This is a genomic window from Candidatus Pseudomonas adelgestsugas, from assembly GCF_004124255.1.
In the GTDB taxonomy this organism is placed as follows: domain Bacteria; phylum Pseudomonadota; class Gammaproteobacteria; order Pseudomonadales; family Pseudomonadaceae; genus Aquipseudomonas; species Aquipseudomonas adelgestsugas.
The window spans coordinates 700,924-714,218 of the sequence record NZ_CP026512.1; the positions used below are offsets into that span (position 1 = coordinate 700,924).

General features: G+C 42.0%; 6 protein-coding genes, 2 tRNA genes and 1 pseudogene. 7 read left to right on the forward strand and 2 right to left on the reverse strand.

Annotated elements, in window-relative coordinates; genetic code table 11:
* Nucleotides 1-20: 20 nt before the first annotated feature.
* The 3 genes from ileS (at nucleotide 21) to ispH (ending at nucleotide 4,626) form a co-directional block, all read left to right on the forward strand.
* On the forward strand, nucleotides 21-2,852 hold the full coding sequence (gene ileS / locus C3B55_RS01880; protein ID WP_129210976.1) for an isoleucine--tRNA ligase: 2,832 nt from the start codon (nucleotides 21-23) through the stop codon (nucleotides 2,850-2,852).
* On the forward strand, nucleotides 2,845-3,372 hold the full coding sequence (gene lspA / locus C3B55_RS01885) for a signal peptidase II (protein ID WP_129210978.1): 528 nt from the start codon (nucleotides 2,845-2,847) through the stop codon (nucleotides 3,370-3,372). Before ileS ends, lspA begins: the two co-directional genes overlap by 8 nt.
* A gap of 315 nt (nucleotides 3,373-3,687) precedes the next feature.
* Nucleotides 3,688-4,626, forward strand: a complete 939-nt coding sequence (gene ispH, locus C3B55_RS01890; protein ID WP_129210980.1) for a 4-hydroxy-3-methylbut-2-enyl diphosphate reductase — start codon at nucleotides 3,688-3,690, stop codon at nucleotides 4,624-4,626.
* A gap of 2,441 nt (nucleotides 4,627-7,067) precedes the next feature.
* Here the strand turns inward: ispH and C3B55_RS01895 are convergent.
* Nucleotides 7,068-7,301: a PP0621 family protein gene (locus C3B55_RS01895; protein ID WP_129210982.1), complete on the reverse strand. Its 234-nt coding sequence runs from the start codon at nucleotides 7,299-7,301 to the stop codon at nucleotides 7,068-7,070.
* Between the two features lie 303 nt (nucleotides 7,302-7,604).
* A pseudogene (locus C3B55_RS01900) lies at nucleotides 7,605-8,456 on the reverse strand (outer membrane protein assembly factor BamD); the annotation flags it as partial.
* 150 nt (nucleotides 8,457-8,606) lie between these two features.
* Between C3B55_RS01900 and rluD the strand changes: the two are divergent.
* The 4 genes from rluD (at nucleotide 8,607) to C3B55_RS01920 (ending at nucleotide 13,191) form a co-directional block, all read left to right on the forward strand.
* The gene (gene rluD / locus C3B55_RS01905; protein ID WP_129210986.1) at nucleotides 8,607-9,578 is read left to right on the forward strand and encodes a 23S rRNA pseudouridine(1911/1915/1917) synthase RluD; all 972 of its coding nucleotides are present in this window, start codon (nucleotides 8,607-8,609) and stop codon (nucleotides 9,576-9,578) included.
* 605 nt (nucleotides 9,579-10,183) lie between these two features.
* On the forward strand, nucleotides 10,184-12,760 hold the full coding sequence (gene clpB, locus C3B55_RS01910) for an ATP-dependent chaperone ClpB (RefSeq protein WP_129210988.1): 2,577 nt from the start codon (nucleotides 10,184-10,186) through the stop codon (nucleotides 12,758-12,760).
* 271 nt (nucleotides 12,761-13,031) lie between these two features.
* Nucleotides 13,032-13,107, forward strand: a tRNA-Asn gene (locus C3B55_RS01915).
* 10 nt (nucleotides 13,108-13,117) lie between these two features.
* A tRNA-Pro gene (locus C3B55_RS01920) sits at nucleotides 13,118-13,191 on the forward strand.
* The last annotated feature ends 104 nt before the right edge of the window (nucleotides 13,192-13,295 follow it).

Consider the following 13,295-nt stretch of genomic DNA (forward strand, 5'->3'; position numbering starts at 1 on the left):
TATCAACTTTAGAGCTTTAAATGACTAACTATAAAACTACGTTAAACCTTCCGGATACTACTTTTCCAATGAAGGCTAGCCTGCCACAGCGTGAACCTCAGATTTTGCGGTACTGGGACAGTATTGGCTTATACCGAAAGTTGCGTGAAATTGGTAAGGATCGTCCAAAATTTATCCTGCACGACGGCCCTCCTTATGCTAATGGCACAATTCATATTGGTCATGCGTTAAATAAAATTCTTAAAGACATTATCCTGCGTTCAAAAACCCTTTCAGGTTTTGATGCACCTTATATCCCCGGGTGGGATTGCCATGGCTTACCGATTGAGCATAAAATTGAAGTTACATATGGCAAGAACTTAGGTGCGGATAAAACCAGCGAACTGTGTCGTGCTTATATTACTGAGCAGATAGAAGAGCAAAAGTCTGAATTTATCCGCCTTGGTGTATTAGGCGAGTGGGACAACCCGTACAAAACTATGAATTTTAAGAATGAGGCTAGTGAAATTCGTGCTTTAGCCGAAATCGTCAAAGGTGGTTTTGTATATAAGGGCTTAAAGCCAGTAAACTGGTGCTTCGATTGCGCTTCGGCTTTAGCTGAAGCGGAAGTTGAGTACAAAGACAAGAAATCACCTACCATCGACGTGGCCTTCTCGGTCGTCGATGGTGCTAAACTGGCTGAGGCCTTTGGTCTGGCTTGCCTGGCTAAGCCGGCCGCTATTGTAATCTGGACCACGACCCCATGGACTATTCCCGCTAATCAAGCGCTTAGCGTACACCCGGAATTTACCTACGCCATGGTAGATGTTGGTGATCGATTGCTGGTGCTAGCTGAATACATGGTAGAGTCTTGCCTAGTTCGTTATGAATTGCAAGGTTTAGTGATCGCAACCACTATTGGTGCTGCATTAGAATTAATCAACTTTCGTCACCCATTATATGACCGTCTGTCGCCAATATACTTGGCTGAATTTTTGGAATTGGGTTTTGGCACCGGTGTAGTTCACTCTGCGCCAGCTTATGGTGTAGACGATTTTGTGACTTGTAAAACCTACGGCATAGCTAACGATGATATCCTGAATCCTGTGCAGAGCGATGGCGTATATACGTCATCGTTGGAGTTTTTTGGCGGCCAGTTTATCTTCAAAGCTAACGCGCAGATCATTGACAAATTATCGCAAGCTAGTGCATTGCTGCACACTGACACTATCCAGCATAGTTATATGCACTGCTGGCGCCACAAGACTCCATTAATCTATCGTGTAACCTCGCAGTGGTTTATCGGTATAGATCAAGAGATGACCACCGGTGACACCCTGCGTATACGTTCGCTAAAAGCCATTAAAAATACTAAATTTACCCCAGCCAGTAGTCAAGCTCGCCTGCACTCGATGGTTGTTAACCGTCCTGATTGGTGCATCTCCCGTCAGCGCATTTGGGGCGTACCGATTCCATTCTTCCTTAATAAGGAAAGTGGTAAGCTGCATCCGCGTACGGTTGAGCTAATGGAAGCAGTGGCTTTATGCGTTGAACGGGAAGGTATTGAAGCCTGGTCTAAGTTAGACTCTTCTGAACTGCTGGGCGATGAAGCACCGCTATATGACAAAATTAGTGACACCCTCGATGTATGGTTTGATTCAGGCACCACTCATTGGCATGTATTGCGTGGTTCGCACCCGATAGTTTGTGAAACTGGCCCGCATGCTGACTTATACTTGGAAGGCTCGGATCAACACCGTGGATGGTTTCATTCGTCTTTGTTGACTGGCTGCGCTATAGATAATCATGCCCCATACCGTGAACTGCTAACCCATGGTTTTGTCGTCGATGAGATGGGTCGTAAAATGTCTAAGTCGTTACAAAACGTGATTGAACCAAAACAGATCAATAATACTTTTGGTGCTGATATTATGCGTTTGTGGGTCGCCTCGACCGATTATTCTAGTGAAATTACTTTGTCAGATCAGATTCTTGCACGTAGCGCCGATGCTTACCGCCGTATCCGTAATACCGCACGCTTCTTGTTATCCAATCTGACTGGTTTTAAACCGTCTACTGACATCCTGCCGGCTGAAAATATGCTAGCCATTGACCGTTGGATCGTGGATCGTACTCTATTACTGCAGCGCGAATTGCAGGAACACTATGCTAAATACCGTTTTTGGAACGTATACTTGAAAATTTACAACTTTTGTGTACAGGAACTTGGTAGTTTTTACCTTGATATTATCAAGGACCGTCAATATACTACCGGCGCTAATAGTAAGGCTCGACGTTCAGCGCAGACTGCACTGTATCATATGAGTGAGGCGCTAGTTCGCTGGATTGCGCCCATTCTGGCATTTACCTCTGATGAGTTGTGGGAGTATCTACCTGGCGAGCGTAATGAGTCCGTAATGCTCAATACTTGGTATGAAGGCCTGACTGAGTTGCCTGCTGACTTTGAACTAAGTCGTAAATACTGGGACGGCGTGATGGCTGTGAAGGTAGCAGTAAACAAGGAGCTAGAAGTTCAGCGTGCAGCTAAGACCGTAGGTAGTACCCTACAAGCCGAAGTTACTCTGTTTGCTGAGAAAAATCTAACCACTGACCTAATGAAACTAAGTGACGAACTGCGCTTTGTGCTGATAACCTCGACCGCCAGCTTAGCGCGCTTTGTTCAGGCGCCAGTTGATGCAGTTACTACTGACATAAAAGGACTTAAGCTGAAAGTAGTTAAGTCACTTTTTTCAAAGTGTGCCCGTTGTTGGCACTGCCGCGAAGATGTTGGTGCAAACTCTGAGCATCCAGAAATTTGTAGTCGTTGTATAGATAATATCTATGGCGCTGGTGAAGTTCGATATTATGTCTAATGCTTCTAGCCGTTTTGGATGCTTAGGCTGGCTCGTACTAAGTGTACTAGTATTAGTCATTGATCACTTCAGCAAAACTAGTGTCAACAATACTTTACATATGTACCAACGGATCGTGGTTGTTCCTGATTACTTAAGTTGGACCTTAACATATAATACCGGAGCTGCATTCAGCCTTCTCGCCGATAGCGATGGCTGGCAGCGTTGGTTTTTTGTAGTCATCACTATGATAGTGAGTGCTGTACTTGTAGTCTGGCTTAAAAGATTAGGTCGTCATGATACTTGGCTCGCGATTGCACTAGCATTAGTGCTAGGTGGTGCGCAGGGCAATCTATATGACCGCATTACTATAGGTTATGTAATCGACTTTATTCTATTGCATTGGCATAATCGTTATTATTTCCCGGCGTTCAATTTTGCTGACATCACTATTACTGTAGGTGCAATCATATTGTTGTTAGATATTCGTAAACGCAAGAAAACTAGAGAGGTTGTCAATGACTCGTTAAGTATTAGCTAAGCAGATGCACCATTTAAATCATAAACCTAACGTTTATTATCCAAATGGTGCGTTCAGAGAATAGTAATATGGTTTATAGCACTTTCAATAATGTGTCAGTGACCATAAACCTTAATTATCTTTTGGTTAGTGCGGCTTTGTTGTTTGAGGTTAAAATTGTTGATGCTAAGGCGCTCTAATTTACTAAATAAGTGAATCTATGGGTTTTTTTGTTGCTATAGTGGTAAGTTGGCTTCTGTTATACTATAATAATATCGCAGAAGCCAGCTTACCACAAAAAATCCAATTTTTGCCGAGCAAAATACGAAGTGTAGCATGCAAATCAAACTAGCCAACCCACGTGGTTTTTGTGCCGGTGTAGATAGAGCGATTGAAATCGTCAATCGTGCCTTGACAGTCTTTGGACCACCGATTTATGTGCACCATGAAGTTGTTCACAATAAATTTGTGGTCGAAGATCTGCATACACGTGGGGCAATTTTTGTTGAGGAACTAGACCAGGTACCGAACAATTTTATTGTTATCTTCAGCGCTCATGGTGTTTCCAGGGCGGTGCGTACTCAAGCTGTCAGCCGTGGTTTAACAGTATTTGATGCTACTTGTCCGCTAGTAACTAAAGTACACACCGCAGTGAAACGTTACAGCCGCGACAGCCGTGAATGTATTTTGATCGGTCATGCTGGTCATCCTGAGGTAAAAGGAACTATAGGTCAATATGACGCTAGCAATGGCGGCGCCATTTATTTAGTAGAAGAAGAAGAAGACGTCGCTAAATTACAGGTAAAAAATCCTGATCGTTTAGCCTTTGTGACGCAAACTACGTTATCGATAGACGACACTAGTCGCGTAGTTGGCGCTCTGCGCAATAGATTCCAGGCAATTCGTGGCCCCAGCAAGGATAATATCTGTTATGCTACTCAAAATCGTCAAGACGCGGTGAGGAAACTGGCTGATGAATGCGACGTAGTCTTAGTATTTGGGAGTCAGAACAGCTCCAACTCAAATCGCTTGCGTGAACTAGCTGAACGCAAGACAACGCCAGCTTACCTGATTGATAGTACTGAAGATATGCAATACTGCTGGCTTGAGGGTGCTGAACGTATTGGCATTACTGCAGGGGCTTCAGCTCCTGAAGTGCTGTTGCAAGTTGCAATCCAACAACTGCAATTATGGGGCGCTACCTATATCGATGAATTAGCTGGTCGTAAAGAGACCATCACGTTCTCGATACCCAAGGAACTATTAGTTTGTTAGCGGCTTTGAATATCATAGAGAGCGTTGGTGGTCCTACTATGGTGCAACTAGCACGACCAAATTAATAAAAACTTTGTGCCTGATTTATATTGTGCATATGTGCAGCACTGTCGGTGCATTTAATATATAAAAACAAACCTGGCTCTTAACTATCTAATTATCTGCAATAGTCAAACGCTGACTGTTCATGCCTACTCAATGTATATTGATGACTTGTTATTTCTAGCTATATTTATTTGTTAGCGAACAGAATGATTATTGCATTATTGCGTACGCTAGTTACGGCGTGCATAAAAAAACTTAGGTCTTTAGTAAACCAGTGTGCTGCGCTGCAGCTAGCTCATCTGCATCTTTCAGGTAGTTATAATGAATGGAGCGCCTTATGCTTGTGGTACTGATATACCATATTGTCAGTGGGTAATACACCAATGTTTGATATTAGTTTTAACGTAGTAACTCAAACTAGATTTAACTCAATAAGCGCATTATCATATTAGTCCAGCCAATCAATTGCTGATTTGTATCATACTTCTATGCATGCTCGCCTGGAGCTTAAAATATTAGGTTTAAGATATCGTATTAACGCTGCGTAATTAGTTTGGATATTTTAATATGTTCAGTAATTCAAGAGTTTCTTACTGCAGATTATTATAGTTTTACTGATTAGCCTCATGTTTATATTAGTAAAAATTATTAATTAGTCCAGTATCAATACAAGGGACAATTTCCAAGTACAATATTAGTATTAATAATATAATATTGAAACTCATTATGTTGATGCATAAAAAAGTAGCCTGAGGTTGTGCGGATCTGTGATCTGACACATAAGCGGACGCCTTCTACCTATGTGTCAGATCAAAATATGTACGATGCCGGTGGAGTTATCTGGTGGGTAATATTGATGCAATATACATTATATATTAATAGTCACATGGATCACCTTAAATGATTTACTTAATATCATTTGGTCTTTGGAAGAATGGGTCGTTTATTGCGTGATAGCGGTTGAAGTTTTAGCAACTAAGGCGAACACCTTGATCAAGGTGATTAATATGAGTACGAAGTGAGAGTAAAGCCTAAGATTTTGTCTGTTTTTATGGTAGTAATTTCAATAAAGAACGTATCAATGTGGAAGTTATTAAGAATTTTATTCTTATTGAAGTATTATATAGCTGTCACTATTATCAAAGTTACAGCGTGAAATCACGTATCCCAGTTACACGTACACCACGTACAAGCCTATCGAGTAAAAATCATCTTGTTGCTAAATGAGCATGTTCAGTACCTAAATTTTTACACTTACCTAAGCTAGGTTTTATTGATATAGTGGCGTGGGTATAAGTAATGATTACTATAAAATCAGCACTACATTGACTTTCAAAGTATTTGATCTTGATGGTTGTGTCTGTCGTTTACTATATCATCACGAATGACGTATGTGATGTATTAGTTTAATTAGTACTTATCGCGTATATCAATACGCGCGATGCACTTGGAGTGTCTCTTAAGACAAGTACATTGGAGAAATATATAGCGTAATGCGCTTTTCTTAATTTTACCGGTCATACTCAATTTTAGCCAATCAATAAGCTAAGTCACCGAAAGATATGCTGCAGAATTTTCTCTGCAGTTCAGTTTAAACTTTTAACGTCACAGGTTATAATCATTATAGTTACTTTTATCAGCATGGCAAACCTTGAGTTTAAGTAGATCATCGATGGAATGATAACCACGTCAAGTTATAGTCTGTACCATACTTATTATATGTTTATGAAACTTATTTTTGCATAGTCTAATTTTTAAGGTCTTCCGTTACACGGATATTCTTTATACCACTGTATCCGTAGTGTTAATGCTAGACAGTCACCACATTAGCTCATATTAGTTAAGTTAACTCAATAGATATTTGTCACTATCATTGGCTGATCCAGAGTCATGTACTATAACGTCAGCTGCTTGTAAGAGCAGTCTATTATGTAAAGTAGATGTATTTATTGCACATAATATTGTAGTATCTTTGCTTGGTGGTTAGTATTAGTCGTACTATATGTTATATATATTGATTAATGTACGAAACATATATTTAGTTAAATGCAGCAAAGGTGTGAGCCGAAATTAGCCAAATACTAGTCAAAGCCGTGTTTATATCACTGCTATTAAAATCAGTCAAAAAAACTAGATAATTTTGTATATAAAAATATGTCTAATGTTTTCTCTCAAACCAGGTCTAGGTCAATGGTTAGGTTTGCTTTACGGTCTACCATAATAATGGTGTTTATGACCATTGGTGAGCGACTCAATTCTAAAAATTTTTAACTTAATTATAAGCATTATCACGATAAGTTAGTACGAGCATCAGCATATCGCTAATTGTTTGCGGAATTGCTGTTCAGGTGTTCATTGAACATGAACTATACGCGCGCAGGAGCCAGCTAGTCTAGCTAATGCTGGATAGACTTTGGTCCTTGCTCTAGGTGCGCCTGGTTACAATACCACTCTTGTCTTGAATTGAGTGCACAGTCCTGCGGAAGGTGCAGACCACAGTTAGCACAGCGCACCATTAATACTGTATTAAATTTATTAGGGTTTTGTTGTTTGGCTGCCTGGTGTATAAATTTACGCCAGAATGATACCGCAGCAGTAATAACAGCAATCCAAAACAGTAGGCTAACCATTACGGGCAGCTCCTCAAGAATATGCAAGCTTAGCTAGATGTATGGTAAGTGCTAAACATAATAACTTTTGATACCTGCCGCTAATGAATAAAACAATTCTATATAGCTATCTTTCTGCGTCAGAGTGATGTGTTTAGCTGAAGGCGCCATAAACTATATATCTAAACTACGAATGATTCTAATAGTGACCAAAATCCAGTATGGCGCCTGTTCTTTGAATAGATAACCGCATGTATCATGTTGCTTAATAGTTAAATTAATAGCGTTCATAGTATTTTAAAGCTGCTCCATCAAGTATCCTTCAGTATGACTTGGCGGCAGCGGTGGAATAGATTCAATTGGGCTTAGGCTATGTTGATTTAGCCAAGAACGGTTGGTTGCCTTCGTAATTTCTGATGTGAACTTATTGTTTTGTAAGCTTGGGTGGTCTGGGTAGTTGAGCTGCAAAGTTTTTAGGCTAGTTGTCGCTAGAGCATTTAAATGCAGGTACTGGTATGCCTCAATCATTACTGCTAGGCCATCACCTACAGATGGAGTTTCCTGGAATTTTTCTATTACATAGCGGCCACGGTTAGCGGCAGCTATGTAGGCCTGACGGGTCAAATAGTAGTGTGCCACGTGGATTTCGTAGGAAGCAAGCAGGTTACGTAGGTAGATCATGTGCTTCTTAGCGTCCGACGCGTAAATACTATTGGGGTAGCGACTAGTTAGTTGTGCGAACTCGTTGTAGGAGTTACGGGCAGCACCTGGGTCACGTTTAGTCATATCTAGCGGTAAAAAGCGCGCTAGCAGGCCTATATCCTGATTGAACGAGGCCAAGCCCTTCATATAGTACGCATAATCCACGTTTGGGTGCTGTTGGTGTAGATGGATAAAACGATCAGCAGCAGATTTAGCTGCTTCAGGCTCAGCGTTTTTGTAGTTTGCGTAGATTAAGTCAAGCTGTGCTTGGGTGGCGTAGCGCCCGAACGGATAGCGCGATTCCATAGTCTTAAGCGTAGCTATAGCACTAATGTAGTTATTATTATTTAAGTCTTTTTGGACTACTTGATATAACTCAATTTCCCTCAGGCTTTCATCAACAACTGTTTTTGTTGACGAGCAAGCAGAAGTCATGGTAAGACTAGCGACAAGCAAAATATGTTTTAATTGCATAGCAGCTTACGTCCTGAATGATAACCACCTGTTCTGAACAGGGCAGTCTTGTTATGATAAACGTTCCGTTGAAAGCTTCGGGAACGAGATACCGTATTTAACCACAAGTGCGTAGCTGAAACCAAAGACTGCGTTACACCTGGTCTGAGCATGTCAGATACAATTGAACTTCGTGCAGAGGTACCGCGAAAATTAAGCGGCCAACGCCTTGATCAAGTCGCTGCACAATTATTCTCTGAATACTCACGCTCGAGCCTGTCTGTCTGGATCAAAAATGGTTGCCTGACTGTTAGTGGTGTAGTTATCCGGGCACGAGATATAGTTCATGGCGGTGCGATTCTTGAGCTGAACGCTAAGCATAAAGCCAAGGAAACATGGGTTGCCCAGAACATTAAGCTAGACATAGTTTATGAAGATGATGACATCCTTGTTATAAATAAACCAGCAGGCCTTGTAGTTCACCCAACGATTCAGCATGCTGATGGCACCTTACTTAATGCCCTTTTGCACCATGTACCGGATATCATCAATGTACGGCGATGCGGTATAGTGCATCGCCTAGATAAAGATACCACTGGTTTAATTGTTGTAGCCAAGACCATCCAGGCCCAGATGCAGTTAATCATGCAATTGCAGGCTCGTAGTGTCAGTCGGATATACGAATGCATTGTGATCGGCGTAGTGGTGGCTGGTGGCAAAATTAATGCTCCGATAGGCCGCCACGGCAAGAAGCGTAAGCGTATGGTGGTAATAGAAAGTGGTAAGCCAGCTATCAGCCACTATCGTGTGCTAGAGCGTTTCCGCGCCCACACTCATGTACTGGTTAAGCTAGAAACTGGTCGTACACATCAGATTCGTGTACATATGGCACATATTAATTTTCCGTTAGTCGGAGACCAGGTCTATGGTGGTCGCTGCCGTATTCCGTCAGCAGCTAGTCAGACTATGGTTGAGTCGCTGAAAACCTTCCAGCGTCAGGCACTACATGCGCGCTTCCTGGAGTTTGATCATCCTACGAGTGGTAAGCGGATGAGCTGGGAATCGCCGCTGTCAGATGATTTAGTCTGGTTGTTGTCTCTATTTAAGAAGGATTGCGAAGGCATGTATCGGATGAGTTACTAACTTGCCCTTAGCTATCCTGTGCCATCTTAGGTTAAAACTTACATTGCCTCGTTATTTATGGCTGCGTTAATCGAACATTTTTCGACAAGCCTAAATTTTAGCAATTACGTCAAGAGCGACTTTGCGCTATTCTTAAAAATCATCGATGGTTTTACTTGTGTTTTTTTGATATTTATCCTGTTTAACTACGCCAAGTTTACTGCATGATAACCGTGGTCGCAGCTAATCTGTTAAGCACTGCTGAAGAATTTAGGCGAAGTGATCACTCGTGTAAGTAACATGCTAATAAACCCTTAGATTGGTTCGCTTGCACCAGGCTACAATGTAGCATCATAGTTACCTATGGCGGTGGTTTTTGCGTCTCAACCCAAGACCAGCACTTCTTGTTTACCGGGTAAGCTTTTACACCGGTTAATTTGTCTAGATTATGTTGTTTATCTTTTTACTATTAGGTTCTATTGATAATTAATACAGTTTTTACTGTAACGATGAACTACTTGAACTTGCCAGCATTTATCCTTATTTATACGGATATCTAATTAAGTGTTTTATATAAAATTTTGTATTTATAACTCTGACTTGCTTACATTAAGGGAATGCTATCAATGCGTATTGATCGTTTAACTAACAAATTACAGCTTGCTCTATCGGATGCTCAATCTTTAGCAGTAGGCCTTGACCATCCGGCCATTGAGCCTGTGCACTTGATGCAAACACTCCTTGATCAACAAGGTGGTTCTATTAAACCATTGCTAATGCAGGTAGGCTTTGACATCAATGGTTTTCGCAAGGAGTTAAGCAAAGAGCTCAATCAGCTACCAACAATCCAAAATCCTACAGGTGATGTAAATCTATCACAGGACTTGGCGCGCCTGTTTAATCAAACGGATAGACTTGCCCAGCAAAAAGGTGATCAGTTTATTTCTAGTGAGTTGGTACTGCTAGCCGCTATGGATGGCAATAGCAAGCTTGGTAAATTGTTACTAGGCCATGGCGTAAGTAAACAAGCCTTAGAGAATGCTATCAACAACCTGCGTGGTGGTGAGGTAGTAAATGACTCCAATCATGAAGAATTACGCCAAGCTTTAGATAAATATACCGTCGATCTTACCAGGCGTGCTGAAGATGGTAGACTTGACCCGGTGATTGGTCGTGATGATGAAATTCGTCGTACTATTCAGGTATTGCAGCGTCGTACCAAGAATAACCCAGTGTTGATCGGTGAGCCTGGGGTTGGTAAAACTGCAATTGTCGAAGGTCTGGCCCAGCGGATTATTAATAGCGAGGTGCCGGATGGCCTTCAGGGTAAGCGTCTGCTATCTCTAGATATTGGCTCTATGATTGCTGGTGCTAAGTTTCGTGGTGAGTTCGAAGAGCGTCTGAAAACACTTCTTAACGAGCTATCGAAGCAAGAAGGTCAAATCATTCTATTTATTGACGAACTGCACACCATGGTCGGCACTGGTAAAAGTGACAGCTCTATGGACGCCGGCAATATGCTGAAGCCAGCCTTAGCGCGTGGAGAGTTGCATTGCATCGGTGCCACTACGCTCAACGAGTATCGCCAATACATTGAAAAAGATGCGGCCCTTGAGCGTCGTTTCCAAAAAGTACTGGTAGAAGAGCCAAGCGAAGAAGACGCTATCGCGATATTGCGCGGCCTCAAAGAACGTTATGAAGTACACCATAAAGTTTCTATTACTGACGGCGCAATCATTGCAGCAGCTAGGTTGAGCCGGCGCTATATTACTGATCGTCAGTTGCCAGACAAGGCTATTGATTTGGTTGATGAAGCAGCTAGCCGTATTCGTGTGGAAATTGATTCCAAACCAGAAGTGCTTGATCGACTTGATCGGCGTCTGATTCAATTAAAAGTTGAATCTCAGGCGCTAAAAAAAGAAGAAGATGCCGCCGCGAAGAAACGTCTAGGAAAACTTCAGGAAGAAATTGTGCGCTTGGAAGGTGAATATTCGAATTTAGAAGCAATCTGGATATCAGAAAAAGCTGATGTACATGGTTCTGCGCAACTCCAGCAACAGATTGAGCGTTCTCGTCAGGAGCTAGAAGCGGCACGCCGTAAAGGCGATCTGAACCGTATGGCTGAATTGCAATATGGTGTGATTCCTGATCTTGAGCGTAATTTACATATAGTTGATCAACATGGCAAGCCTGAGAACCAGTTGTTGCGCAGTAAAGTAACTGAAGAAGAAATTGCTGAAGTAGTCTCGAAGTGGACCGGTATTCCGATATCGAAAATGCTTGAAGGTGAGCGTGATAAACTTCTTAATATGGAGAGTCTGCTGCACCAGCGCGTTATCGGCCAGAAAGATGCAGTGGTTGCGGTATCCAATGCGGTACGCCGTTCTCGTGCCGGTTTGTCTGACCCTAATCGACCAAGTGGCTCATTTATGTTTCTTGGCCCGACTGGTGTCGGTAAAACTGAGCTGTGTAAAGCTTTAGCCGATTTCCTCTTCGACACTGAGGAGGCCATGGTGCGGATTGATATGTCTGAATTTATGGAGAAACACTCGGTAGCTCGCCTAATCGGTGCCCCACCAGGTTATGTGGGTTATGAGGAGGGTGGTTATTTGACCGAAGCTGTGCGGCGTAAACCTTACTCGGTAATTCTTCTCGATGAAGTAGAAAAGGCCCACCATGACGTATTTAACATCTTGTTGCAGGTGCTTGAAGATGGCCGTTTGACGGATAGCCATGGACGTACAGTGAGCTTCCGCAATACGGTAATTGTGATGACTTCCAATCTCGGTTCAGCGCAGATTCAGGTTCAGGAACTAGTGAGCAACCGTGCAGCCATGCGTACTGCAGTGATAGATGCGCTAACCTCGCACTTCCGTCCAGAATTTATTAATCGGATCGACGAACTGGTAATTTTCGAACCTCTAGCGCGGGATCAGATTGCAGGTATTACTGAGATTCAGTTAGGTCGTCTACGTAGTCGACTGGCTGAGCGTGAGCTTAACCTAGAGTTAACTGGCGCAGTATTAGATAAGCTTATCGCTGTCGGCTATGACCAGGTGTATGGTGCACGGCCGTTAAAACGTGCAATTCAACGCTGGATTGAGAGTCCACTAGCGCAGCTGATTCTATCTGGTAGATTTATGTCTGGGACCAGCGTCATCGCGACTATGAGCAACGATGAAATCGTCTTCCACCAAGCCTAGGTTCTGCATGAATATAAAAGAAAGTCTCTGCATCATAATAGTACTATTTAATATGGTGTTATGTTCTAAATAAAAGGCTTGTTAAGCATCGCCAGAATGTACGTTTAGCTCATAAGTTTTTTTCTAAGAAGAAAGTAAAAACATACACTCTTGTCTTAAAAAATTTAAATAGTTGACAAAAATTATTTATATTATATAATAGCGTCTTTAGGAAACAATAAGTGTATCAACACAAAAAAACAAAAAACTTGCGCAATATTACATGTATAGTTCCGTGATAGCTCAGTCGGTAGAGCAAATGACTGTTAATCATTTGGTCCCAGGTTCGAGCCCTGGTCACGGAGCCAATTTTAAAGCCGGGGTATAGCGCAGTTAGGTAGCGCGCCTGCTTTGGGAGCAGGATGTCAGGAGTTCGAATCCCCTTACCCCGATCACATCATAAATTCTCATATCGAAAGATGCAAAAATTACTTATAAAAGTCAAATCTAAATTTAACCTAAATAATATTAGTAGCTTATTTGTCAGTGACAAGCA

What these genes read in the sequence shown, in the direction of transcription:
- rluD (WP_129210986.1), top strand. Translation starts at nt 8,607, where the DNA reads ATGTCAGATACAATTGAACTTCGTGCAGAGGTACCGCGAAAATTAAGC.
- ileS (WP_129210976.1), top strand. Translation starts at nt 21, where the DNA reads ATGACTAACTATAAAACTACGTTAAACCTTCCGGATACTACTTTTCCA.
- ispH (WP_129210980.1), top strand. Translation starts at nt 3,688, where the DNA reads ATGCAAATCAAACTAGCCAACCCACGTGGTTTTTGTGCCGGTGTAGAT.
- lspA (WP_129210978.1), top strand. Translation starts at nt 2,845, where the DNA reads ATGTCTAATGCTTCTAGCCGTTTTGGATGCTTAGGCTGGCTCGTACTA.
- clpB (WP_129210988.1), top strand. Translation starts at nt 10,184, where the DNA reads ATGCGTATTGATCGTTTAACTAACAAATTACAGCTTGCTCTATCGGAT.
- C3B55_RS01895 (WP_129210982.1), bottom strand. Translation starts at nt 7,301, where the DNA reads ATGGTTAGCCTACTGTTTTGGATTGCTGTTATTACTGCTGCGGTATCA.